Source organism: Actinoallomurus sp. CA-150999 (assembly GCF_050942425.1).
Lineage (GTDB): Bacteria > Actinomycetota > Actinomycetes > Streptosporangiales > Streptosporangiaceae > Actinoallomurus.
On sequence record NZ_CP192063.1, the window covers coordinates 2,578,497 to 2,604,257 of the forward strand.

Consider the following 25,761-nt stretch of genomic DNA (forward strand, 5'->3'; position numbering starts at 1 on the left):
CCATGCCGCCGAACTCCGGACAGGTCTTTGTCGTGCCGTACTACCGCGTCAAGAGGCTGGGCTGCGGAGGCCTGCTCATCCGCAGTGCGTTCGTGGCGCTCGTGGGCATCGTCGCGCTGATCTGCATCGCCAACCGGTCATGGTTCGAGGCCAAGGCCGTCAACGCGCTCTATGGAGACAGGCGCGCGATACACCTCGGGAAGGAGTTCAGACCGGGGGCCACGGCATTCGAGGACGGGGTGAGACAGACCGCGGTGCTGGTCGACCACGACCCGCACATCCGAGTGGAGTCACCGACCGCCACATGGCTCCGACATCACAGGGACGCCGTGTGCAAGCACGATGTCTGCACCGCGGCGGCAACGCCGCTGAAGAATTTCGTGGGCGTCGGCATCGGCATGAGCGCCGTGCTCGCCATGCTGGTGGTGCTCTTCGCCGGTTGGACCCTGCTCTCCGACGATCGGGGCGATCGATACGGAGGGTACGGAGGGTATGGAGATCGTCGCTATATGCGTTGACCGGCCCTGCGGATCCCACGGGTCGGTTGACTGAGCTCGGCCTCACTGTCGCCCCGCAGTGCCCCGCTTCATGGCTGAAGCGGGGCTCTGCGACTCGTCTATCACAGAGCAGGTCGTCAGAAGGGCGTCGATTCGGACAGCAATGAAACACCGTTGATTCACATTCGCATCAACGCCGTGACTACAGAATATCAATTCTTTGTCAACGACGTAGGGCGTCCCTGTCGTGCGTCGGCTGTAGCGGTCGGTGGACATGGCCTTCTAGCTGGGAACTCGGTGTCGCCGCCGGCACTGGACGGCGCATGCATTCCGTATGGACGCCTCCGCTCGTTCGCGGTGTCGTGTCAATACTCCTCCGCGTTTGGCACCGAACCCGGGGTCGATCACCTCGAAACTGGGTGTGCCACTAGCTCTTGGAGTGGAGGACAGGAATTGGACATCGTGCAGGCGACCGGTGGTGAGCGCCGGCCCAACGACGACTTCCGCAGCCGCAACGACGAGCTCTTCGCCCGTCGCATCCGACTTCAGGAACTGCTCGCGGACCTGCGTGCCAAGGCCGACGCCGGTGAGATCGACAGCCTCTCGGAGGCCGCGCTGCGGCGGGCCGAGTATGAACTGGAAGAGGTAACTTTCGAGATCATGACTGCGAACTACGGCCTAGTCCGGCGGTATGTCGCAATGTTCACTTCGAAGCGCAACGAGAACAGCGAAGACTTTGAAAGTGCCGGAAAGGTCGGGCTGCTGTGGGCGATCTCGTCCTACGATCCGTCCCGCGGCCCCTTCTCGAGTTGGGCTTTCAAGCCGATACAACGGGAGGTCCTGCGCGCGGTACGGGACGCCGACCATCCGAATCTCAATCCCGGTGACTTCGAGAAGCGCCCCGTGATCCTGGCTGCCACGCAGGCGTTCTCGGCCGACTTCGGCCTGGATGCTCCCTACGACTACGCGGACATCGCCAGGCGGGCAGGAACCACGGAGGCCCAGGTGCGGCGGGTCCTGGACGCACCCCGGCTGGACAGCCTGCACGCGCCGAGCGGCGGCTCTGGCGACGAAGAGATGCCGTTGGAGGATCGGCTGGCCGATCCATCGCCGGGCGTCGAGGAAGAAGTGCTGCTCCAACTCGACCTGCGTGCGGTCAGCCACCACGGATTGCCGGGCCTCGACGCCCGCGAACGGTACGTTCTGACCCGCAGGTTCGGACTGGACGGCGAACCGGAGGAGCCGCTCCACCTCATCGGCGACAGGCTCGGGCTCTCCCGCGAAGGAGTGCGGCAGATCCAGCAGAAGGCGCTGGCCAAACTCCGTGGGCCGATCGCGGAAGTCGCCTAGTCATCTCGCGGCAACGGAGGAGGAAATGATGGAGGACGAGGGCGGGACGGCGAACCGGCCGGAGGCCACGGACGATTCATGGATCATCATCGACGACACTCAGGAGCCCGCAGACGAGCCGTCGGTGGCCTGGGGCGGTGCGGGGTTCGATGCTCCGCCGGGGGCTGCTTCGTCGGGGGAGTCGCCGGTGACACCTGGAAAGCCGCCGGTGACGCCACGGAACCCGTCGCCCGGCCCGCCGCCGAACGGGTCGCAGGGCAATGGCTGGGATTCCTTCGCCGGCACCGAGACCTGGAACGGTATGCCCGTCGCGCCTCCGGGAACCACGCTCGGCAGTGCTTCCCCGGCGGACGGTGGGGGGCCCGTGGGCCGGCAGGTGGCCGGGACCACCGGCCCATCACCGTCGGCTTCGGGCTGGGGCGTACACGCGAGCGAGGCCGGCCAGGGCCGCTCCGAGCGGACGCTGGAGAGCACCTGGTTCATCGGCGACGGCGACGGCGAGGACGATGACGCGGGCGACGGCGGAGGCACCGGCGGAACGGCGCGTACCGCCTGGGTGGACCGGCTGCCGCGAGTGGGCGGCCCGGTCCTGAGTCCCGCGCTCATCACATTCACCGTCATCTGCCTGAGCGCCTTGCTGACGATCTCGTCGATCATCTGGCATCCCCGTGCGCCGTGAGCCGCGTTGCGGTCGGCAGCGGGCACGGATCCCGGCCCGGAGCCGGGCCGGGATCCGCACCCCGCATGGTCAGGCGACCGGAACGCCGGGTGCCGGCTGCAACGGCCGGACCTCGGCCTGAGCGGGGTTGGCGGCCAGTCCGGGAAGGTCCGCGGTGGCCGTTCGAAGATCGGCCACCGCCTCGGGCTTGAGCTCTGACAGCATGATGTCGTACGCGATATCGCGGACCTTGTCAGCGCCGAGGATCGAGTGGACCACGGAGGCGACGGTCTCTGCGAGCACCTGCTCATAGGCCTGGAACCCCACCTGGCCGGCCAACGCCGGGTTCCATTCGAGCCGGTCGCTCTCACTCACCACGACCTGAAGCCCGCCGGTGACCGGATCGATGCCGTCCAGATCGATCTCCGCGGTGATGTGTCCACGGGCCGCCGGCATGTTGTCCCCGGTGAAGAGCATCACCGGAACGTCGAAGGCGATCCGCTCGGAGGGCTGCCGCCGCCGCGCCCCGGCATTCGGGGACAGGACCGGGACATCGACGGTGTCGAGTCCGGACAACATCCGGAAGGTCGAGAGGCCGAGGATGCTGTTCAGGACCAGCGCCGTCGCGCGGGTCAGGGTCTCGATCTCACCCGGCTTGCGGGTGAGATAGCCGCCGAAGCTGTAGGCGAGGGTGCGTTCCCGGATCGGGGAACGCATGAAGATGCGGAGGCGGACACCGCTGATCGGGAGCTCGAACTCGACGTCGGCCTCGTCGATGTTGGACCTGACATATCCGGCATCGGTCCGGTCCAACCTGCCGACGAGCTTCAGTTCCCCCTCACCGCCGGTGCGGGTCAGCTGGAGGACGTAGAGCGTCTCACCGAACTCGGCGATCATCTCATCGCCCAGGACGGCCGACAGCTCGCGTGCGGTCTCGTTGAGACCGTGCAACGTCTTCCGGGGCATCCGGAGGTGGAGGATGTTCTGGGACACCACCTTCCCGCCGACCTCGGCCTCGACGTTCTCGACTTCCCGCTCCGCCTGCCTGCTGGTGTAGCTCCGCACGCTGAACGCGACCACCTCGTCGTCGGTCCGGACACCGCAGGTCGCCTTCAGGGACTTCTTCGCGCTGAGCGGGTAGGGGAGGTCCTGTCTGACATACCGGGTGGCGTCCACGAACACCGGGACGTCGTTGTTGAAGAGGCGCCGGACGTAGAACTCTTCCTTGATCTGAGTGGTAGGAGCCACTGTGCCCCGCTTCCGTATCCTGCCGCCGACCGGTGGGCCGGTCAGCGGTAGCGTCGAACGCCCGGCCGAATACGGCCAGGCGTGGCACCGGCCGCTCGGGCCGGCACTCACCTTCCTGATCAGACCGTCTGGAAGGACTCCCGGTCGGCAAGTATTCAGAGGAGACATGCGCGTCGCGTGCCATCCAGGACAGTCAGGCATGTGCTGTCGGGGGGACCACAAAGGAGATTCCATGAACAACCTGACCGACTATGTCCTCGCCATCGGTACCACCGGCTCGCCACCGGTCCCCGACGTGGCCAAGACGGTGGACCTCGTTCCGGGCGATGGTGACGCCATCTCGTCCGTCATCAGCGGCCTGCGAGCGAGTGGGCTGACGCCGGCCGACTTCCGAGCCCGGGTCGTCTTCCTCGTGCCTGAAGGCATCGGAGGCCTCGTTCCGTACGCCGCGCTCTGCGGATTCGCCGGGCGGCGGATCGACGTCTACGCCGACGGGACCGTCCTGGAGTTCTCCCGCCTGGACCGACGAGGTGAGGCCTTCGTCGATGCCGGCAAGCCCTCGGAGTTCCTCCTCTGGGCTCAGGTGGGCGGCCCGACCGCGGAGGGAGTCCCCACCGTGCAGTTGGGCACGGGCGAGCAGCGGCTGGTCAGCCCCGAGGCGGCGTCGGTGATCCGCTACGCCGCACGCCTCCGGATGGTGCCACCGGACTCGGCCAGGGACGCGTTGGCGATGTTCGTTCTCGTCTCGGCGCTACGACGGCGAGCGGACGACCGGTTCCCGTACCTGTCCACCGGTACCGAGCCGGTCCCCGTTTCGAAGGAGGACCCGAGTCAAGGGATCGACCTCGAGGCGGTCCGCCGTGAGGCGGCACGGTATCGGCAGGAGTTCCGGGCCGCACGGAAGGGGGCCGAGGTGGTGCCTCCGGTCCCTGTCTCGGCGCGGAACAAGAGGCTCGCCGAGGCCAACGCGGTCGACATCCGGGCACTGCTCCGGCGGCTGGGCTCCTCGCCCGACGAGCGGGGCCTGTGGTACTGCCCCCGTCCGCGTCGGCACTCCGACGGCGGCGAGACGCCGTCGATGAAGGTGTTCGGGGACAACCGGACCCGCTGTCACCGCTGCGACTCCGAGAAGCTCGGCCCGGTCCGGCTGGCCGTCGACGTTCTGGACATCACCCCGGACGAGGCGGCAAACTTCATCCTGAACTCCGACCGTGTGGTCAATATGTGCGCGGCCTGAGGGGATCCTCGCCGCGAACCTTCCGGCCGAACGGAGGAGTCGATCACCAGATCGCACCGCCCGCTGTGCATGGTCGTGCTGGTCGTGGACGGCGAGCAGGCGGGTCTCCTGCATCGCAGCGTGCTGGATCGGGTGGTCGAGATCGCCGATCGGCTCGACTGCCGCAGCGCGGCCGCGTTCGGTGCTCTGCCGGCGTCCTTCAGCGGCGCCGACCTGCGACGGCTGCGGCGTGACATGGACCAGGTCGTCGCTTTCGCGGACGCCGCGCTGCGGACCGGCTGGACGCTGGGCGACCTCGCCGTGGCGCCCGGCGACCGGCCGGTTCGGGTGGCGGAGACCTCAGGGGGCACCCTCTGGGCGGATTCGGTGCGCGGGTTCGAACTGCGTGGATCCGCCGACCCGCGGAAGGGGGTCACGTACGCTCAGCCGCCTGCGACGGCGCAGCGGACCGCGTTAAGCGACCTCACGGCCCCGCTCGTCGAAGCTGTGGCACGCGCCCGGGTTCTCGAGGTCTTCGAGCGGGTGTCGTGACGCCCGTCACCGAGGTAGACGATCAGCGGGCCGTCACCTTCCCCAGCGCGGTGGATCGTCCGGACACGAGCAGTTCCACCTGTGCCGTGAACCACGTCTCGGGGTTGGCGATCAAGGCGCCGATCTGGCCCGTCGCGGCCATTCTCTCGATCTGCGCGCCCGGGCGAACCCCGATCACATAATCGGCGTCCAGCGGGCTCGCAGTGGTGACGCACCCGGCCGGTAGCACCCCGTACGGACCTTCGAAGACACGGCTACCCCTCGGTATCAGCGAGGCGAGTGAGCGCATGACGACCGGTGCGGCCGGACCTGTCAGGGTCACCGCCTGCAACTGCTCGAGCGCCGTCCGGATCTGGGAGACCTGATCATTGCTGAGGACACCGGTCTCGACGAGCGAGGCCGGGCTCATGCTGACCCGATGCGCCCGGGAGATGATGATCGAATCACCGACTCTGCTGATCCGGGCCTCCGCCTGCATCAGCGCCCGGACGGCATCGCCGGCATCGCTCAAGCTGCTGAACCCGGGCATCGAGTAGATACCGAGCGTGCCGACGACCGTCACGTGGGTGCCGCGGATATGTATCTCCTGAACGCGCTCGTCGCGCCACAGTTCGAAGAGCCGGTGCCAGCCGTGCAGCACTGCGCTCACCAGGGCTCCCGTCATGGGGGCCGGTAGGTGAGCATGAGCCAGCTGAGAGTACTGCGGCGAGCCGGAGGCGTCCGATCCGTACGTGGGTGATCCATGCTGCGTCGGACGGGCCGATTCGTTTCGCGGAATCGCCCGCGGTGCCCGCGTCGACGTCGGTCGCTCGTACCTGACGGTTACTTCCGCCTCCCCGTGGCTGTGGGGAGGGCGGCTGCGCAGCTGCGAGATCGGACGGGGCCGTGCTGCCGACGGCGCGTCCTGCGTCGAGGCGCGCAACGTCTTCGGTTCTGGCGTCGCGACCGGGCTTCCCGGCGATTGCTTCGACGCCGCACCGGCTCGCCGGTGCTCTGACCCCGATTCGGCCTGCCCTGACCGACGTGACGGCTTGAGCGGCGTCGCCCGGGGATCAGGCGCCGGCTCTGACACGGGCCGCGTCGAGGTTTTCGCAGGCGGTTCGGTAGGTGCCGACGGGCTCAGGGCTTCCGGGCGCGGGCCTGCCGTCTTGGCCGCTGCGGCGGGCGGCGTGGTCTCGACGGCGGGCTGCTCAGAAGATGCGTCCTTACCCCGTGGGTTCCAGGCCGAGAACATCGCGGCCCACTCGTCCTGACCCTCCCGCATCGTGGCGTCCGGGTTGATCACCGTTCGCTTGGCAGGGGCCTTCTTCCCGGGCCGCTTCTGTTTCACCGAAGAGGGCCGTTCGGCGATCGCCACCTTCGCGGGTCGGGGCGCCGGCTCGGCCGCCGCGCCGCCGGCCGGTGCGGTTCCCCGAGCGGAAGCGGCCTTTTTACCAGGCTCGGACTTGCCTCGCGATGCTTCTGCGTCCAGGTGGTCGGAGCCGTCTTCACCGATGCCCAGGTCGGCCCAGAAGTCGATTCCGTGGGAGCCGTCTTGTGAAGCTGACATATGGGTGGGTCCTTCCAAGGAGAGAGGCGTCCATCCGGCGCCAACCGGTCATTTGAATGTCAGGCCCAGGATCTTCTTGACCCGGTTCGCCACGGTGTTCGCCGACGGCCCGATCGGTGCCGTACCGAAGACCGGGTCCTCGGTGAGGACCTGGAGGATGCTGCGCAGGGTGACGTCCAGTTCCGGGTCCGCGTGGAGCACGATCGGTTGGTGATTGTTCGCTGTGCGCATCCATTCGGGATCTTCAGGGATCATTCCGGCGAATCGCCAGCCCGGCAACAGATCCATGACGTCCTCCGGACTGCAGTCCACGTCGACTCGGGCCCGGTTGAGGAGCAGCGACAGTTTCTCCGGGGCGACTCCGCCTCCCCGGGAGTGCCGTGGCATGGTGATCGCCCTGAGCCAGGACTGGACGCCCTCGAGCGTCACTCTGCTGGGCTCGACCGGAACGAGGACGGCGTCGGCCTCTGGGAGGACCAGGTCGGAGAAGGTGACGTGGTACAGCTCGGCCACCGGCGTGTCGATGAACACGAAGTCGAACGCCTTGCGCAGCACGGCGAGGATCCGCTGATACTGCATCGAGTTGACCAGGGAAGGGTCGGCGTTGATGGCCTCCGGAGGGCCGAGTAGGGCGTAGAGGTCGGTTTGCGGCACGCGGGCGAGATGGTTTCTGATGGTGTCGGCCGATATGCCGCCAGATGTTCGGAGCAGATCCATGACCGTCGGTGATTTGACGTTCAGATAACGTGCGACGTCCGCCTGCTGGAAGTTCGTGTCCACCAGCACCACCGACCCGGCACGGCCCACCGACTGGCGGATCCTCGCCGCGTGGATCGCCAGGTTGACGATCACGCTGGTCTTGCCCACCCCGCCCTTCGCGGAGGCGACCGCGATGACGCGGCCACGTTTGGCGACGGTAGGAGTGGCCGCCGCCGGCAGGCCCCCGGTCGCAGCCTGCGGGCGGATCCAGCCGTTCGAGGTCGGAGCGGAAACGCCCTGGGGCGGACCGGCGAGGGCCGGTTGGGGCTGGACGGCCTGCGGCGGGCCCCCCTGAACCGCCGGTGGCCGGCCGGTCGGTGGGGCCATCCGAGCCGTCTGTGGCGGAACGGCCTGGGGAGGGGCGGCCGGGATCGGCTGAGGTGAGACAGGCCAGGGCGCTGCGGGCGGGGCCGGCGGCGTCCCATGCGCGGGCGGAGCCGCCGGGGGAGATGGACTCCGCGGTGCCCCCGCCGCTGAGGCCCATTCGGCCTGTGCCTGCGGATGCGTGTGTGGCTGCGCCTGCCGCGGCCACACCTGGGACTGTGCGGCCGGCTGGGGGGACGGGCTGTGGCTCGGTGCCCGGGGCGCGGGCGGAGTCGCCTGTCGCGCGGCGCCCGCGGGGGATGCGGGCTCGGGCCGGCGTGGTGGTTCCGGCCGGGGACGCGGTGCCGACTCTGGCGCGGGCTCGGCGTCCCCTGCGCCGAGTGCCGCCAGCAGTTTCGACATGACCAGTTTGCGATCGGTGACCTGTACCTCGGGGCCGAAGGAATCGCCACGTTCTGCGAAGTAGCCGTGGACGAGCACGGTGAACCCGTTGCCGGCGAGGCTGTTGGCCAGGATCTCCACGCCCGCTTCCGCCATGTCCTCGACGAAGCCGGGCGCGAACATGAACGCCGCTGGGGGGACGACCTCGCCTCTCCTGGAGAGATGACGAAGCTCGTTCGCGGAGGCGACGTCGAACACCGCGGGGAATCTCCGGGTCTCCCGCAGCTTCCGCCCGATACCCGTGTCCCCCGCCACGACGACGGTCGGTGCGGTAGCCATCACAATGTCCTCAGTTGCGCTGCTTTGATCATCGGCCCGGCGATCGAACGCGGTCCTTGAGTCGGACTGTGCGGATACCGGCGGCTGCCGCCAGTGATAGTTGCCGGACTGTCTGCCGGAGAGCTTCACACGATCCGGGAGATGACCCCGCATGCCCAGCCTCAAAGGGACGCTTCAACGACTGACCGGGACCAGCAGGGCAGGTCGGTCGGACGCCGATACCGCCACCATGTGGACGACCCCGTACGCGTGGCGGACCAGTGACGGCACCTACGTCGGCTACAACGGCGAGGTCTGGATGTACCGCGCGATGCCGTTGTCGCCCATGAAGTGGGAGGACCCGGAGGAGCAACTGTCGCTGGCATCGCCGCTCGCCCAGCTTCTCGGCGATCTGGGCGGGACGTCGCGGCAACCGATCGGGGGTCTGGCGACCCTGTCCAGCAACCGTAACGTCCACATCGTGTCGATCAGCTGGGACGACCTCGTGGTCCCGCCGGAGGAGAACACCGAGAACCTGCGCGCCTACCAGGCCGGCGCCTTCGGCTTCCTGGCGCCCAAGCGCGTGCTCTTCGTCGGTGTTCAGCTCCGTTCGTCGCTGCTGGAGAAGGCGACCAAGAGCGCGAGCCGGAGCTCGGTACTGAAGAACATGACCGAGCTGCTCAAGGAGACCATCAGCGACGACGTGCCGAAGCTGGACTCCTTCCAGAAGGACATCGAACTCGTCACCGCGATCTTCGACCGGAGCAACGCGGAGGTTCCGACCCGGCAGGAGCTGGACCAGCTCGAGGCCTGGTACAGCCTCGGGAACGGCCCGGACGCGGTGATCGAAGAGCTGCCCACCCGCCTCGTCGTGAACGGCGTCGGCGAGCTGGAGATGGCCGCCATCATGCGCTTCGACCAGCCGGTGATGCCCTCGCCGTACGCCCAATGGGCGATGGACGCGATCAGTCATCCCGGTGACGCGCCTCACGTCATCTCGATCCGGGCCGAGCTCGAACCGGCGAACCTGACGCGGGCGCGGGCCCGCCGGGCGCAGCGCCGGATCATCGCCAACATGGAAGAGGAGCAGAAGACCCAGGACCTGGAAAAGGTGGAGCTCTCCGAGACCTTCCAACAGGCCAAGGAGATCGAGGACTACCTGGCGGGCTCCAACCAGCCGATGCTGGCGAACTGCAGTTTCGTCATGGCGCGGGAGGTCACCGAGGAGACCGAGACCTATCTGGACTTCCTCGGCCAGAACTACGGGATCCAGATGAAGGCCTTGGAGCACCGGCAGATCCAGGCACTGGAGGAGACGCTGCCGTGCTCGTCCATACGGGTCAATCCGTTCCTGCAGGACGTCAACGTGCCGATGGTCTCGCACGCCGGCCTGCAGTCGTTCTCCCGGCTCGGGGACGACGCCGGGGTCTTCGGCGGCGTCATCGACCCGGACGGGACGCCCTTCTTCATCGACCCGCTGGGCGCCCCACGGAAGAACCTGCCGCCGGTGTTCGGGATCTTCGGGGACCCGGGGAGTGGAAAGACGTTCTTCGCCCAGTCCATTGCCGTCCAGTCCGTGTTGAACGGCCTTCCGGCCATCTTCGTCAACCCGAAGGGCGGCGACTCGCTGTACGGCATGGTCGACTACGCCCAAAGCCTCGGCGTGCCGAGCGGGCGGGTGTCCATGTCGGCGCTGGAGGACAGCCCCGGCGCCTTCGACCCGTTCCGGTACGCGCCACCGACCATCGCGGCGGAGATCGCCAACGTCCACATCCTGTCCGCCCTCGACGACTTCCGGGACGGCCTGTCGCTGCAGGAACGGCTGGCGCTGGGCTCGGGACTGAAGCGCGGGGCGCTGAACGGGGCGCGGTGCGTGTGGGAGGCGCTGGAGTACATCCCGGGGGAGGACGCCGACCGGTTGCGAAGCCTCATCGAGCAGCAGATGGAGGCGTCCAGCATGTTCTCTCTCGGCATCGCGCTCAAACCACTGCCCAGACTCGACATGACGACGCAGCGGCTGACCCTGGTCGACTTCGACCGTGATCTCGGCCTTCCCGAGGGGAAGACCGCGAGCGAGTACTCGGTCTCCGAACGGATCGCGCTGGCCGCCGTACGGCTGGTGATCCGGGCGTCACTGGAGATCCTCATCGCCAACCGGGCCGGTGTCCTGATCGTCGACGAGGCGTGGACCTTCCTGTCGCAGCCGGAGGGCCTGGCGTCGCTGCAGCGGATCTCCCGTGAGGGCCGGTCCCTCAACATCCTCCCGGTCTTCCTCACCCAACGGATCGCCGACGTGGTGACCAAGGACCTGGAGTCCTACCTCAGCCGCGTGATGGTCCTGAAGCTGACCGAGAAGAAGGAGGCGGAGACGGCCGTACGGCTGTGCGGGCTGCGCCCCACCCCGCAGCGGCTGGCGGAGATCCGCGAGTTCGGCCCACTGCCGCCGGAGGGCGACCGGCCCGCCCGCTGGGCCCGCGGCATCTTCCGTGATCTAGCGGGCCAGCACGCGCAGGTCGTGCTCGGTCCCACGCCACCGGACGCCGCAGCCGCGTACAGCACGAACCCGCTGGACCGCCGCAAGCGCGAAGAGCGGCGCCTGACACGGGAGGAGGCGGAGCGCGCCGAGCATGAAGCCGCAGTGGCCGCCGCCGGGGCCGAGGAGGGAACCGATCCATGGCTCGTCGGCTGAGCTCGTGTGCCGAACGGCTTCGCTCCGGACCACTGCGCCGGGCGCGGGACACGGCCGCGAAGGTGCGGCCCGGGATGCCGCGGGGTGCCGCCGAGAAGGCGCGTTCCGGGCCGCATCGCGGATACCAGCTCCTGGCATGGTTCTTCGTGGTCACGGTGGTCTGCGGGCTGGCGCTGCTGACCGGTAACGGCTTCGGACTCGGGGGACACCCACGGCCGTCTGTGACCGCCGCATCGCCGTCCGGACCGCCCGCGACTTCCGTGAGTACGGCCACGGCATCACGCGCCGGTTCGACGACGGCGTCATCCGTCGCCTCGGACGTGGATGGTCAGGTGCTGGCGGCGCCGCCGGATGCCGGGAGCGGCGTCAGTACGACCGGCATGTGCCAGAAGTACAAGGAGAAGAGAGACTTTCTGCCGCTGAACCGGTGGACGTCTTTCAGCCTGTTCACCGTGGACAACGCCTGGATCATGAAGACCCGGCTGTTCGTCTCGATGATCGCCAGCATGCTGTTCATGGGTGCGGGACTGATCTGGCGGCTGATCGGCACGCTCATGGGCTTCGGCTACACCTTCGACATGGTGTGCTGGGCGGCGCCGGGGATCAACACCGGCGTGCACGACATCTCGATGTGGGCGTCGTGGTTCCTCATACCGGTCTGGCTGTTCGTCCTGACGGCGGTGATCAAACGCTGGAACAGCGGAAAGAACGGCCCGGCGTCGGCAATGCGCCTGCTCATCGTGTTCCTGACGGCCACCGGCATGATCTTCTTCATCAGCGACCAGTCCGCCGAGCACATGGACGACCCGACGGCGAAGTACACCGTGCCGTGGATGGCCAAGACGGTGCAGGGCTGGTTCGGCGAGATGTCGAGCTCACTGACCAAACTGACGGACCTGGGGAGCAACGACGCGACGGCGTTCTACGACAGTGATCCCGCCACAGCCGGACCCGTGACCTGCGTGGCGCTTGACAAGACCCTCTACGACCAATATGGCAAAGACAACCTCGATACTGAGATGGGTGACGGCGTCGGGGGCATGGAGCAGGTCAGCAAGATCGAGGAGGTCACGCTGGACCGCTCCTGGGTGGCCGCTCAGTTCGGCGACGGGAACAAGGACTATCCCAGCCCCGCCAAGGCCGCTTGCCGTGATCTTGAGGCGAGCTCCAGTGTTCCCGTGCAGGAGAAGCTGACAGCCTACGACCTGTCGACGGGGAACCCGCCGGGCACCACGACCGAGAACATGAACCGTGGGTACTCGATCGCGCCTCAGGACAACGAGCAGGTGATCATGATCGCCTGGGGCGCCTGCAAGGCCGCCCCCGACGGGCGCCACAGCAATGGCGACAATGGCACCATCCCGCAGTGGGACCAGGCCAGCGGTATAACCGGAAAATCAGAAGCCTGTAGCGTGCTCTACAGCGAGGACGCGGTCAATGGCCTGGGAAGCTGGAACGGAGCGCCGGCTAGCGCAGCTAAAACGCGAAACATCATCATGCTGAACCAGTTCTATTTCAACGGCAAGGACGAACTGAACAAGGCATTCGGTGACTGCATAGCGTCCCCGGACGAAAAAGTCGCCAAGGCCTGCCGGGCCGACTGGGACTTCGTCAGCGGTTGGCTCGGCGCCAACCAGGCCGAACGCATCACCCAAGGGCTGCTGTCCATCATCATCGCCTTCGTCTTCCTGCGTGTCCTCGGTCCGATGGCGATCGGCCTGACGGTGGCCAGTGTGGCACTGGCCGCTCTCTGCATGATCCTGCCGCTGCTCTTGCTCATGTTCGCCGCGGGAGCGGAGGGCGGGAAGAAAGGGCTCAAGGTCGCCGGGGCGGCGGCTGGGGCGAAGGCCGTCTTCACCGTGGGGATGACGTTCCTGACCGGGTTCATCGCCCTGTCCTATTCGGTGGTTCAATCCTCCGTCGCCACTTCGACGCCCAACTTCCTCGAGCAGGTGCTGGAAGGCGGCACCCCTTTGGCCGCGCTCGTCCTGTTCACGAAGGGCGCCAAGCTGCTCGGGCTCGGGGACCTCTCCAAGATGACCGGGGCACTGGGCTTCGCCGGCGCCGCGATGTTGCGGGCCACCGGCGACAAGGACCTGCACCGAGGCGCGGCGGACCGCATCTCCCGCGGGCTCGGCCGGATCGGCGTCGGGAACAAGCGGCTGGGCGCGCTGGACGAGAGGTCACTGGAGCGCCGGATGTTGAACAACAAGGCCACGCGTGCGACTGCCAAAGCCATCGGAAAGGGTACGAAACATGTGACGCGTAAGCCCAGGGCATGGGTCGGCGACAAGTACAAGGCCGGACGAAGCGGGGTGAAGCGCGGGCGGGACAGTCTCCTTCAGTGGGCCAAGTCGCTTTCGCCTGCCAAGCGAGCAGCGGCCTACGCGACGTTGGCAGGGGCCGGACTCGCCTCGACCGCGGCAGGCGGAATGGGAGCCTTGGCTCTTCCGGTCATGTTGGGTGCGGGCGCAGCCGCCCTGGGTAAAACGGCGAAGTTGGTGGGTGGACGTCTGGAGCCGCTTGGACCTCTGAAGAGGGCCATGCGGATGGCCTGGTGGCTCGAGAATTCTTCCGAGTACGCAACGGGATCGGCGGCCGGGATCGTGACGACCAAGAACGCCGATCTGGCCAGGGTGCAAGCTGATGATCGCCATCGCAACATCATCAGGGTGAGGAACTCGGATCAGCGTCGGACGCTGGTGACGGACTACGTCAACGACGGGTTCGACAATTCAGTTGCAAGGCTGTGGGGCGCCGGGCACTGGGACGGTCTCAACACCGGCTTCAAAGGGTTTCCCACCGAAGAGGCCAGGAAGGACGCGGTTCGCGAGATGGCTGCGAAGATGGGCTTCGCGCCCGATCAGCTGATGGTCGGCAGCCACGGCTTGGTGGCCCCCACCCCGGTGCACTTCGACAAACGTACCAGGCAACGGGTGTTCGCACCTGGCACGACCGTCGAGCAGGCATCCCTGCCCTTCTATTGGATGGACAATCATACGCTGCAGCGCTGGACGATCGACGGAGTCGAGGAGACCGACGATCAGATGGTCGCACGGTGGTATGCACAGTTGCGGGAACGTGGCTATATCACCGATGACGGAAAAATGGTCGACGCGTTCGCCGCTGCGGGGTTCGATACGCGCGATCCCAAGGTGCGGGAGCGGGTGGCCGCTGTTATTGCGGGAGGCCAGGACGACGAGCTGGTGTCCAAGGTCACCGTAAAGGCCCGCCGGTCAGAGGACGTCGCGATCCGGGCCGGCCGCGACTGGGCTGATGATCATGTGCTGAGCATGCTGAACCAGCAGACCGATATCGATGCCCAGGAGGCGATGAGGGACGCCCGTAGTGAGATCAGCGACCTCAAGAGGAACACGGTTGAATTGCCGGGCGGCGCGGCCGCAACGGCCGAGGAGGTCCTGATCGTACTGGATCAGAAGTTCGACGCCATGAAGAGCATCGTGCTGAAGACCGAGGCCCTGCACCGGAACAAGGCGTCCATCGACCCTGCGGAGGTCCGGAAGAAGCTCGCCGAGCTGAACGACCTGCACCGCGCCCGTGCTCAGGACATCGATGAGCTGGCCAAGGTGATCCGGGATACGGTCGACTCCTCTTCGTCCGCACGCAACGCCTGGCAGGTCTGGGCGCACATGTACGATCCGGCGACCGATCTGGATGACGTCAACGCGGTGAAAGAGCAGATCGACCGGATCAACACCACAATGCAGGCTCGCCAGGAGGAATGGCACGACGAGCTGGAGAAACTGCTCGGCGGTATTTCCCGGATGCCCCACAGTGCGGGCAGTGCGGCGAGTCTGGACAAGGTCGTCGAAGACCTCAAGAACAAGATTAATAACCGAGTGGCCGGTGAGGAGTGGGACAACCGAGCCGTCATGGACAAAGTCGACGACATCGAGCGACTGCTCGACATGGAACTCGCGAGAATGGCGGCCGACCAGCGCACCTCGTCGAATCGCGTGCCGAAGCTCCGGGACATGCTGGACCGGATGTTCGATCGGTCGAGTTGACCATCCGCCATTCCGTTAGGCCCGGCAGCGCCCACCGCCGGAGCCGGACATGAGACCGGCCTCCCCCCGTAGCGGGTGGAGGCCGGTGGTGTTGACGGCAGTCCCTGCCGGGAAGGCGGTCACTTGGTGGTCGTCCCCGAAGCGTTCGCCGACTTCGGGTAGCCGGGCTGAAGGGTCAGGTCGTATTCCTCGACGTGCCCGTCGCCGTTGGTCAGGTGAAGCGTCCGGCCATGGAGCTGGGCTTCGATCGACCACGACCCGGTGCCGTCGTTCGGTACACCCGTCCCGGTGAACGCGCTTCCTTGCCGCGTCCCCGTGAACTGGTAGGCCCGGTCCTCACGGACCCACTGGTGGGTCCGGTCGCTCATGACCTCGACCCAGCTCTCGCCGGTGAGGTCGGCTCCATCGACCGTCCAGTCGATGACCTCGCACTGGGTGTTCTCGGGCGTGCATGCCCGGAACACGTATTCGATCGGCCGACCGTGCGGCTTGTCCTGCCGGCCCGAACCGCCGGAACCGGAGACCATCACGATCACCACCACGAGGGCGACGACGGCGACGATGGCGCCGGGGATCCAGATTCGCTTGCCCTTGAGCATCTCAGCACTTCCTTTTCATAAGGACGCGCAAGGGCTCGAATTGTCATCCGGCCCTCGCGCGTCGTCGTGATTGACGCCACCGTTGGGTACCGGATGGCTCTTTTTTGTTCGTGGTGGAATTATTTCACATCTTGCTGGCATTGATCCAGTCGGTCTAGGACGCTCTTCACTGGGTCACCCGCCCGCCGGTGACGAACACGTCGTGATACCAGCCCTGCGTGATGTCGGAGATCTTGACGACGTCACCGGTGTGCGGAGCGTGGATCATCTTTCCGCCGCCGATGTAAATGCCGACATGGCCCCAGTCGTGCATCGCGATGAGGTCGCCCGGCTGTAGATCGCTGTAGGAGACGCGCTGGACGTGCGAGTTATCCCATTGGGTGGGGACGTAGTGCGCCAGGGTCACCTGTCCGCCGGTCGCGTTGTACACCGCGTAGAGCGTGAGGCCGGAACAGTCGAAGCCGGGCTTGCCGCTGCCGTTCGAGTTGTCGCCGACGGTGGGCCCGTGGATGTCTCCGCCACCGAACTGGTACGGCAGTCCGATCCACTTGCTGGCCCAGGCGACGATGCGCTCGCCGAGCGTTCCGTCGAGGTTGCCGAGCGTCGGCGGCCCTCCCCCGGGCACCCCCCCTGGCGGCGGGGGCGCGTTCCCGGCGGACCCGTTCGCAAGCGAGCCGATGAGCTTGCCGGCGCTGTCGAACGGGGGGATGACGCCGCCGAAGAACCACGCGTAGTCGATGGCGACCTGTGAAACAGGCAGCATGGACCCGTCCGACGTGCCGGTGATCGACCATGCCTCGGTCGCGTCCTCGGCGGCCGGTGCGTTGATGTCGTTGTACGGGCGTGGCGCCAGCCGGGGGATGACCAGCGGGTCCTGGCCCACGACCGGGTCCGTCGGCTTCACGGCGCGGTCTGCGGCCTGGTAGTAGTCGCCCAGACCGGTCAGGGCGTCCGCGTCCGCCGCGTTGCCGCCCGCCAGACTGGTGGCGAGGTCGGCGAGTTCGCCGCTGAACCCCGGTGACCAGGAGCCGACCATACACGCGGGGTCGATCGCCGGGTCGGCGATCTTGTTCGTGGTCTCCAGGGTGGACAGCTTCTGCCGCCAGGTGTCCAGATCCTTTTCGTCGGGCGGGCTCTTCAGCGCCGCGAACTCCGTCGCGAGCGGCGCGAGTTTGTTCAGGAAGGCCGTCATCACCTTCGTGCATGCCTCGGACGCGTCGAGCGATGTGCTCGGGCCGACGAGCGAGAAGATGCCGAGGTCCTTGCCCATCGCGATGCTCAGCGCCTGCCAGCCGCCGACCATCGGCTGGAAGTCGCCCTTTGCCTTGTCCCGTTTCTCCGGCGGAACCCCCTCGCCGGCGAGCACGAGCTTCGCGGCGCCCTCGATGTTCTTCTCAACGTCGCACCGGTCGGCGACGCCGGCCTTGGTGGCCTCCTCCGGTGTCATTGGGAAGATGCCCTGGCGGTCGTTCGACTTGTCGTCGCACTGGTCGGTTTTCCAGTTGCCGGCGGCGTAGCTGACTGCTATCGCCTCGTTGATAAGGGTCTGTTCCGCGGCGGACCGGTCCTCCTCAACGGTGTAGGTGAACTTGCCGTTAACGGACTGGCCGCCGGTGACCAGATACAGCTCCGGCATGCGGGTGACCTCGCAGTGCCAGATCGAGATGATCTTGAAGTTGATCGACCAGGGCTTCTTGGGGTCGTCCGGCGGAGGCACGGCGCACGGCGCGTCCGGTTTCGAGGCGCGGTCCATGAACATGCCGGAGGCCTCGATGACCTTGCTCCAGTACTTGCGGGCGTTCTCCTGGTCCTGCGCCGACCCGTTGGGCACCCACGGAGGACTGGACGGATCGCCGTGCACTTGTTGCGCCCAGTAGCTGAGCTTCTGGGCGACGAAGTACGAGGAGTCGCACGGGTTCTGCGGATCGAGGTGCTCGTTCCGCATGGCGCCGGCCGCACTGGGGGTGAGCAGGTACGGTCCGACTCCCTGGGCGTCCTTACCGCCGATGGACGGGCTTGGGTTGCCCACCGCACAGCCGTCGGCGAGCACTCCCTCGCCGGTGCCCGCTCGATCGGCGGCGTCCGTCGGGGCGTACCGGCCGGCGGTGGCCGTGACGGCCCTCAGATCCGCAGCGGCCGCCGTGGCGACGTTCGAGGCGGAAGAGGCCGCCGAGCGGACGGAGGCGACCGTGGCGGCGTGGGGCCCCATGTCGGCCGGGCGCACGGTGGCGGCGTCCGGTCCCGTGTGGAACGTCGCCGGCTGCTGCCCTGTGGTGGCGGGGTATTTCTTGGAGATCTCCTGCATCTTGTTCATCACGTCGTCGACGTAGACCCAGCCCGTCGGGTTGACGTCGCAGGCCGCCGGGCACGCGCCCCACTTCCCCGGTGACGTCGCCCAGTCATCGGAGCCGGTGAAGTGCTTGATCGCCACTCCCTGCCACATGTGGAACTTCTTCCAGCTCGCGAGGAAGTCGCTCCTCGCTCGCTGGTCCTGGATGCTCGCCGGCGCGTCGCAGGCGGTGTCCCATTTGCCTTCGTAGTGGTTCCATGTGCTGGGCATGTACTGGTAGGCGCCGCAGGCGGCGTCCCGGCTCCCCGCGTTGTAGTCGCCGTTCGACTCGTGCATGCGCATGGCCCACATGAACCAGCCGAGCTGGTGGCTGAGGTCGCCCGCGGGGGGACCGGGGTGATCGGGCGAGACGGAAGTCGACTCACCCGATCCGCTGACCCCCTGGATCGGCCCCGGCCCCGCGCCCGACGTGATGCCGACCGAGGTGTCGTCCGGCCCCCCGGATCCACCGCCCGGAGTGATCTGCGGGGCGGTGCGGCCGGGATCGCGGTCGACGTTGTCGTACGGGCTGTAGCGTGCGAAATCGGTCTGGGTCGCGACGATGCCGGCCAGGACCGTCCAGGGCACGGTGGCGTAGTCGGGCTCACCTCCGGAGGCCGCGCGGTCGGCGGTCTGCTCTAGCATCTGCTGCCACTCGCCGGGAAAGTACTTGGCGGCCGCGGCGTTCGACTTGTCGTCCGGCTGGGTCGGCTGGCCGTCGTCGTCGGAGAAGCCTGCCGCGCCCATGGCCATGGGGAGCACGAGCAGCAGGGCGAGCGGGATCCCGCCAGCGACCATGGCCACCTTGAACCTGCCGCCCCCGGACCCGGTTCCCGACCCGGACGCGTCCGCCGTGTCTTTGCCGTTGCCGCCTTCCTTGCCTTTGCGGCCGCCGTCTCCAAGGAGGCCGTTCTTGAACGACTTCGGCAACATCCGCCCGAGTGGCGTCTTGCCGAGGCCCTTGCGGAGCGCGGCGTTGCCCATCTTGGTGTCGGCGAGGCGGCTCAGCGCCTGTCCGACGGGGTGCTTCCGGGCGGCCCTGCGGGCCGCCTGCCCTGCCCGGTGACCGGCCCTTTCCTTGAGGTTGCCTCCCCCGGGCATGGACGGCAGGCGGTTCCCGGCCCCGCCTGCCTTCGATCCCGATCCGCCGGCCTTGCCCGCGAGTCCCTTGGACGATCCCTTGCCCGCGCCGCCCTCAGCCGCGGAGTCGCTCGCCGGCTTGGCCGTGTTCGGCCCTGCCGGATTCCTGAGCGGGTTGGTGCGGCCCCCGCCGGAGCCGCCGTTCCCGCCCCCGAATTCCGGTGCGGAATCCGACGGCCCGGAGTTGCCGCCTCCGGAGGGAGCATGGTCGTTGATGAGATCGCGGCCGCTCGGCGGCGGGGCCGCGGCCGCACGTGGGTCATGGCCGGGCGGCGCGCCCGGTTCACCGGTCTCTGCCGGAGCGGTCTCCGGCGGCGGGCCTTGGGGCGGCCCGGCCGGGTCGGGCGGCTGAGGGGGGCTGTTGCCGGCCTCGTTCACGCGGCGCCTCGCTGAGGGTCTGCGATCGGATCGCGGGCGGGGGGATTGACTGAAGATGACCGTCCGGCGAGGCGATCACGGGGCAACGCGTCTTTCGGACGGGCGCACGTGCCCGCTACTGCGCGCGGACGGCGTGTCCGCTACCGCGCACGGATCGCGTAGCCGGACTGGTCACTTTCCACCGCGATCCGGTACTGGTAGGCCTTGTCCGGCGCACCATGCGTGATCGTCGCGCTGAAGAGGTACTGAGCGTTCCCGGTGATCGCGGGATCGGTGACGGTCAGCTGCCCGACGGAGCCCTGCGGTGTCCTGCGGGCCTTGGGCGGCCGGGCGCGGCCGATGAAAGGGATGCCGGTCCAGTCGCTGGTGGCCGCGGCCTTCGCGGCAGCCAGGGCGACGTTCCGGGCACCGGCCGGGACCACGGCCGTCCCGCCACCGGCCTTCGCCACCTGGACCGCCGCCGTGGAGGCGAAGTCCCCGGTCGGCCCTCCCTGCGCGGGACTGCTCGCGTCCGGGGTGGGCGTGCCGGCCGCGGATCCGCCCGAGGCGGAGGGCGTGGCGTACGGGTTGATCTTCTGCACCGAATAGGCCGGCGGCTGCGTCGCGTCGGGCGTGCCGGTGGACCCACCTGGGTCCAGCAGCGCGCTGATCAGAAGCATCCCGCCGATTCCGGCGAGCCCGACCCACACCGCGAGGTTCCACCATTCGGGCAGCTCGGCGCGGTGCCACGGGCGGCGGCGCCGATTGAACCCTTCGCGGACGTAGTCGGTCATCTTCGGCATGTCGTTGACTGTCGCCTTCGATGGCCCGTGGGCAACAGCTGAGTCGTCCTGACCGCGGTCACGGTGCTGGCGGTCCGGCCGCGATCGCGGACGGTCGCAGGCATGAGCGACGAAGCCGAGGAGAATCTGCGTGGGCCGGTGATGCTCGCGGCCACCAACATGCTCAAGCCGCCGCCGGCCGTCATCGGCAGCATCAACAAAGAGATCACACTGCCCCGCACGATCAAGCTGACCACGCTGCTGTCCGTGGGCATCGGCGCCGTGCTGGGCTTCATCATCGGGTTGTTCATCTTGGGGGTGAGCCTGAACGCGCTGATCTACGGGCCCACGGTGGGAGGCGCGCTCGGGTGGGGCGCCGTCAGCTTCTCCCCATTGCGGGGAGAGTCGCTCGCGAAATGGCTCGGCCTGCAGGCGAACAGCGCCCGTCAGCGCAAACTCACCGTCGACGGCAGGCCGGTACGCCTCTATTTGGGCATCGCCCCCCTTCGTCGGACCGCCGCGGGAACCATCCGGATACTGCCGGGAGGTGTCCCGGTCGACGGCGTGAGCTGGGACGAACGCGGTTTCCCCCTGCAAGAGATCCCTCGTATGACCAGGCTCCCCGCCGTGCCCGGCCGCCAGGGCCGGCGCCTCACGGCCTCCATCGAGTTGTCCAGCCAGCAGGGGCGGAAGAGACGGAAATGACGATGCGGCACATCTGACGTTTGCGCATTCACGTCACGGCCGAACTGTCGTCTGTGCCGGGCGTGAGTATCAGGAGGAGAAGATGCCAGCGGAGTCACCCACCCGTTTCGTGATGGTCCCCGCTCGGCGCTCGAACGAGCCGACGGCGCGCAAGCGGGCCAGGAGGATCCTGGGCGTCCTCTTCCTGGCCGCGAGCCTCAGCGTCGTCGCGGTGTTCTTCTCGCTGGCCAAGGGGCGTACCAAGCCGGACCTGTCGGCGGTCGATCCCAAGGGACGCGACCTGGCGTACACGGCCGCGGTGAACTTCCTGTCAGGCGCCTATCAGGCCGTGCCCAGCGCGAAGACCCTCAAGCCGGACGACCTCGCGAAGGCGGCCCCCGGTTTTCTCTCCGGCCAGCCGAGCGCTCCCCTCCGGTATCAGTCGCTGAGCTGGGTGGGGTTCACGCCGGAGCACTTCGGCTCGGCCAAGTTCGGTTTCACCGATTTCGAGGTGCACCACTTCCTGGTCGTCCTGCCGAATTCCCCGTCCTCGACGACCACGCCGGCACCGGCGCCGACGGAAACGACCGGGCCGCAGCCCAAGAAGACCTCGCCGGCCCGGCGGACCGGTTCCACGGCGGGGCAGCAGCCCAGGACGCCGGTGGCGCCGACCGCCGGTTCCGGACCGAACGGCTCGACCGCGCCATCCGGGGCCCCGGGCGCGGCACCGAGCGCCGGCTCCTCGGCCGGCCCGAACGACAGCCCGTCGCCATCGCCCACGACCACCGGTGACGTCGTGCGGGCACCGGCCACCAACGTCCTGAAACTGGATGTCCCGCTGGTCATCACGCCGCAAGGCCCGAGGCTCTCGGCGGCACCGGCGTTCTCCGTATGGACGGGTGGCGCCGGCGCACCGGCCGGAGCGGGTGACTACACCAACTACACCGGCCTGACCACGGAGGTGAGCGATGCGGTGAAGAACCAGGTCGCCGCCTGGGCCAAGGCGTACGTCACCGGTGACGCCACCGCACTCCTCGCGCTCACCGGCGACCAGAACCGCCATCACCACTACGTCGGCCTGAGCGGATTCACGCTGCCCGCCTCAGGCGAGGCCGTACAGATCATGTCGGCGATCAAGGCCGCCAAGGGACAGTTGGTGGTCCGTGCGCGGGTCCTGCTTGCCAGATCGCCCTCCGGCGGGACGGTCTCCGGTACGAACGGCACCACCCAGCAGTTCGTCACGTTCGCGGACTTCGACCTCCTGGTGGGGGCACCGGCCGGCGCACAGCCTCCGATCCTCGCCTGGGGGCCGGCCGGGTCCGCAGTGGAACTGGAGCCGTACTCCAACGCCCTGAATTCCTGACCGGGAACTTACAACCCAGAGGAAACACCATGAAGATCAGCGAGCTGCACCACCGCGTTCTCGCCACCACCATCCCAAGCGGTGGTGGCGGCACCAGCGACGGCGGCTCCGGCGCCAATAACTTCCTGCAATCCACGATCGGCACCGCCGTCATCGGCATCTGCGGCGTCATCGGGCTCATCATCGTGGTCGTCTGCATCATGAAGATGGTCAAGAGCGTCACCAACGGCCGGCCGGGCGAGGGCTTCAAGGTCTTCTTCTGGGGCCTCGTGGTCGGCGGTCTGCTGTTCAGGCTCGACATCACCGTCTCCGCCGTCGGCTTCATGGGCGGCCTGATCCAGAAGGTCTTCGACAGTGCCGGCAGTGTCACGGGCTGACGGCGGTCTTCGCGTGGAAGGAGGTATGGGCGTGGCCCACGGTGTGGATCGGGGGATGATGCGGCCCGGGGAGCCTGAAGACAGCACGGGTTATCTCATCGCGGCCATCGGTCTCGCCGGCCTCGCCGTCGCCATCCTGGCGCTGGTCCCGGCCGCGTGCGCTTCAGTGATCTTCTTCCTGCTGCGCCGCCTGCTGGCCCGCCGCGATTGGATCATCATGGCGGCCGGCGGTCTGGTCGGATTCGCCTGGTACCTCAAGGCCAATGCCCTCAGCTACGGATACTGGCTGCTCAGCTTCATCCACGTCGGGAACTCGGCCCCCGGGCACGTCCCGGTCACCGTGGTGCTCTGTCTGGCGGTGCTGCTGGCCGGCGTGGGCGGTGCCATCCTCGGTTCACCGATCGCCGCCGGCGTGGGCGGCGCCCTCCTCGCTTCGCCGTCCTCCACGAGGGTCTCCGGAAGGGGCTTCCTGTTCCGTAGGAGGCTGGTCCAGGACTCGATCACGCCGAGGAAGACTCGGCGAGACTCTCTGAAGCGGCGGGTGTCCCAGCGGGTGACCCCTCGGGACGTCCCCGCCGTGCGCGGTCCGTACGCGACCGAGAAGGCGCGGAAGACGCCGCTGAAGGAGAAGTCGATCCCGATCGGCCTCGGGTCCAACGGCCGGATGGTGCGGCTGAGCACCCGGGAGATGGGCATGCACGGCTGCGTCGTCGGGTCCACCGGCAGCGGAAAGACCATCACCCTCATGTGGATCATCGGTGCGGCGCTCGACATGGGATTCGACGTCACCGTGATCGACATGAAGGAGGACACCGAGCCGGGCGGCCTGCGCGACTTCCTGCGCGCGTACTCCACGATGAACCGGGTGCCGCTCCAGGAGATCGCGCTGGGCGATCACGACCCGAGGTACTGGTTCAACGTGCTCGCCGACATGAGCGCCGACGAGGCGTTCGACACGATCATGTCGCTCGTCGAGTTCGACGACGCGTACTGGAAGGCGCTGAACCGGAAGGTCCTGCAGCAGGTCGTGCAGCTCTGCCACCAGGCCGCCGAAATGGCGCCGGACCGCTTCCACCTGCCGACGATGCTCGAGCTCGGCAAGATCATGGAGATGGGCACCTCCATGAAGAACGCCGTCAAGGAGCGGGTCATCGCGATCGACGCCGTGGAGGGCGTCGGCTACTGCAGGAACCGGTACACCAACGTCCTGTCACCGAGCCCGGACGAGGCCAAGTCGGCGGCCAGCTTCGGAACCAAACTGACCGGCCTGTACGACTCCACGGCGGGACGGCGCATCCTCATCCCCGGCGACGGCCGGAAGATGATCGACGTCCGGCTCGATGGGCTCACGTACGTCGGGCTGAACTCCCTCGGACAGCCGGACATGGCCAGGATCCTCTCCTCGTCGTCCCTGCAGCGCCTGTCCGTCTACGCGGCACAGCGCATCCAGGGCCGCGCGCCCAAGGACCGGCCACGGCTGATCGTGGTCGACGAGGCGAACTTCATCGACCGGAACATCGCGATGAACATGCTGTCGCGAGTCCGGTCGGCGCTGTTCAACATGATCCTCTGCACGCAGGGACCGACGGACTGGATCGACGCCGACGGCGACGACTGGTCGCGGCTGACGCAGAACATCAACTGGCTCATCGCCATGGCGCAGTCGTCGCCCGAGTCCGCGGAGAAGTGCGCCGAGTTCCTCGGCATGCGCGACAACGGCCAGGTGTCCCAGCGAGTCGAGAACGGCAGGACCGTCGAGATGGGCACTGTCGCAGTCAAGGAGGAGTTCATCGTCACCGCCAAGGAACTGCGCGATCTGGGCACCGGCGAGGCCTACCTGCGCGTCAACAAACCGGACAGCAGAGTCGCGTACGTGGCCATGCCCATGCGATCCCAGGAACTCCAGTGGTACGAGCGGCAGCGGATATGACGGTGCGATCGCGGGCGGTCGCGACGGAAGCCGCGATCATCGTGCTCCTCGGACTGGGCTTGGCCGGGGTGTCTCTGGGACTCTTCCGCCTTGAGTACGGCGGCAAGCTTCATCTCGGGACTGCGGACCTGCCGGCCGTCGCGGCGGCCGGGATCGCCGCGGCCGCGGCCATCCGCGCCACCGTGCGGCTGCACCGCCGCTGGAAGAAGACGGTGGGCCGGTTCACCGCCACCGCCGTACTCTGTGCCATCGCCGCGATCGTGGGCATGCTCATCGTCATGATCCCCAGCGCCTGCCCCGGCGAGCTCGGCACCAGCCGATGCAGCGTCCGGCAGGCGGCCACGTGGGGAGAGGCGGCGGGCCTCGCGACCTTGGTGAACTTCATCATCGCCGGGCTCGTCCTGGCCGTCGTGCGCGGCAGCCGCGATCTGGCGCGTGACGGCACTTCGCAGAGCCTCGTCTGGATCAAGGCGCTGCGGCGCCGTCTCGACCGGCGGTCACCGGAGCGGGCACGCCGTACGAGAGCCTCGGGCGGCGGCCCTCGAGACCCGCGGCAACCGAAGGGCCGGCCGACCCCCCGCCGCGCCGACGCCGAACGGATGCGCCGCGAGCGAGCGCGCGGCGCCTGATC

18 protein-coding genes are annotated in these 25,761 nt (G+C 67.9%); 12 read left to right on the top strand and 6 right to left on the bottom strand.

Translation table 11 applies throughout. The features are described 5' to 3' along the window. Positions 1-32 precede the first annotated feature (32 nt). The 3 genes from ACQP2O_RS12305 (at position 33) to ACQP2O_RS12315 (ending at position 2,526) form a co-directional block, all read left to right on the top strand. Complete coding sequence (locus tag ACQP2O_RS12305) at positions 33-518, top strand: hypothetical protein (protein ID WP_433183074.1); 486 nt, start codon at positions 33-35, stop codon at positions 516-518. A 441-nt stretch (positions 519-959) separates the two neighbouring features. After that, complete coding sequence (locus ACQP2O_RS12310) at positions 960-1,847, top strand: sigma-70 family RNA polymerase sigma factor (RefSeq protein WP_433190998.1); 888 nt, start codon at positions 960-962, stop codon at positions 1,845-1,847. 25 nt (positions 1,848-1,872) lie between these two features. Next, a complete protein-coding gene (locus ACQP2O_RS12315; protein ID WP_433183077.1) occupies positions 1,873-2,526 on the top strand; it encodes a hypothetical protein in 654 nt (217 codons plus the stop codon). 69 nt (positions 2,527-2,595) lie between these two features. Here the strand turns inward: ACQP2O_RS12315 and ACQP2O_RS12320 are convergent, their stop codons facing one another. Then, positions 2,596-3,753 carry a hypothetical protein gene (locus ACQP2O_RS12320; RefSeq protein WP_433183080.1) on the bottom strand — a complete coding sequence of 386 codons (1,158 nt, stop codon included), beginning with the start codon at positions 3,751-3,753 and terminating at the stop codon, positions 2,596-2,598. 232 nt (positions 3,754-3,985) lie between these two features. Here ACQP2O_RS12320 and ACQP2O_RS12325 point away from each other — a divergent pair, with 232 nt between their 5' ends. Both ACQP2O_RS12325 and ACQP2O_RS12330 read left to right on the top strand, forming a co-directional pair. Continuing rightward, entirely contained in the window at positions 3,986-4,990 is a 1,005-nt protein-coding gene (locus ACQP2O_RS12325; RefSeq protein WP_433183082.1) for a hypothetical protein, read from the top strand. A 69-nt stretch (positions 4,991-5,059) separates the two neighbouring features. Beyond that, complete coding sequence (locus ACQP2O_RS12330) at positions 5,060-5,521, top strand: hypothetical protein (protein ID WP_433183085.1); 462 nt, start codon at positions 5,060-5,062, stop codon at positions 5,519-5,521. Between the two features lie 22 nt (positions 5,522-5,543). Here ACQP2O_RS12330 and ACQP2O_RS12335 read toward each other — a convergent pair whose 3' ends face one another. Continuing rightward, positions 5,544-6,170 (bottom strand): hypothetical protein, encoded by a 627-nt coding sequence (locus ACQP2O_RS12335; RefSeq protein ID WP_433183087.1) that lies wholly within the window; start codon positions 6,168-6,170, stop codon positions 5,544-5,546. Between the two features lie 948 nt (positions 6,171-7,118). Beyond that, the gene (locus tag ACQP2O_RS12340; RefSeq protein WP_433183089.1) at positions 7,119-8,873 is read right to left on the bottom strand and encodes an AAA family ATPase; all 1,755 of its coding nucleotides are present in this window, start codon (positions 8,871-8,873) and stop codon (positions 7,119-7,121) included. 151 nt (positions 8,874-9,024) lie between these two features. On the opposite strand from ACQP2O_RS12340, the gene ACQP2O_RS12345 reads away from it, so the two are divergent. Further along, entirely contained in the window at positions 9,025-11,541 is a 2,517-nt protein-coding gene (locus ACQP2O_RS12345; RefSeq protein ID WP_433183092.1) for an ATP-binding protein, read from the top strand. 74 nt (positions 11,542-11,615) lie between these two features. Then, the gene (locus tag ACQP2O_RS12350; protein ID WP_433183095.1) at positions 11,616-15,569 is read left to right on the top strand and encodes a hypothetical protein; all 3,954 of its coding nucleotides are present in this window, start codon (positions 11,616-11,618) and stop codon (positions 15,567-15,569) included. Between the two features lie 119 nt (positions 15,570-15,688). Here ACQP2O_RS12350 and ACQP2O_RS12355 read toward each other — a convergent pair whose 3' ends face one another. From ACQP2O_RS12355 to ACQP2O_RS12365, 3 genes are all read right to left on the bottom strand, one after another. Next, positions 15,689-16,168 carry a hypothetical protein gene (locus ACQP2O_RS12355; RefSeq protein WP_433183098.1) on the bottom strand — a complete coding sequence of 160 codons (480 nt, stop codon included), beginning with the start codon at positions 16,166-16,168 and terminating at the stop codon, positions 15,689-15,691. Between the two features lie 166 nt (positions 16,169-16,334). Next, positions 16,335-20,015, bottom strand: coding sequence for a C40 family peptidase (locus ACQP2O_RS12360; protein ID WP_433183100.1), 3,681 nt, complete (start codon positions 20,013-20,015; stop codon positions 16,335-16,337). 140 nt (positions 20,016-20,155) lie between these two features. Next, positions 20,156-20,797: a hypothetical protein gene (locus ACQP2O_RS12365; protein ID WP_433183103.1), complete on the bottom strand. Its 642-nt coding sequence runs from the start codon at positions 20,795-20,797 to the stop codon at positions 20,156-20,158. Positions 20,798-20,899: 102 nt separating this feature from the next. Here ACQP2O_RS12365 and ACQP2O_RS12370 point away from each other — a divergent pair, with 102 nt between their 5' ends. From ACQP2O_RS12370 to ACQP2O_RS12390, 5 genes are all read left to right on the top strand, one after another. Further along, on the top strand, positions 20,900-21,481 hold the full coding sequence (locus ACQP2O_RS12370; RefSeq protein ID WP_433183106.1) for a hypothetical protein: 582 nt from the start codon (positions 20,900-20,902) through the stop codon (positions 21,479-21,481). An 82-nt stretch (positions 21,482-21,563) separates the two neighbouring features. Continuing rightward, the gene (locus ACQP2O_RS12375) at positions 21,564-22,823 is read left to right on the top strand and encodes a hypothetical protein (protein ID WP_433183109.1); all 1,260 of its coding nucleotides are present in this window, start codon (positions 21,564-21,566) and stop codon (positions 22,821-22,823) included. Between the two features lie 29 nt (positions 22,824-22,852). Beyond that, entirely contained in the window at positions 22,853-23,200 is a 348-nt protein-coding gene (locus ACQP2O_RS12380) for a hypothetical protein (RefSeq protein WP_433183112.1), read from the top strand. Positions 23,201-23,231: 31 nt separating this feature from the next. After that, positions 23,232-25,130 (top strand): TraM recognition domain-containing protein, encoded by a 1,899-nt coding sequence (locus ACQP2O_RS12385; protein WP_433183115.1) that lies wholly within the window; start codon positions 23,232-23,234, stop codon positions 25,128-25,130. Further along, on the top strand, positions 25,127-25,759 hold the full coding sequence (locus ACQP2O_RS12390; protein ID WP_433183118.1) for a hypothetical protein: 633 nt from the start codon (positions 25,127-25,129) through the stop codon (positions 25,757-25,759). The genes ACQP2O_RS12385 and ACQP2O_RS12390 overlap by 4 nt, the downstream gene beginning before the upstream one ends. The last annotated feature ends 2 nt before the right edge of the window (positions 25,760-25,761 follow it).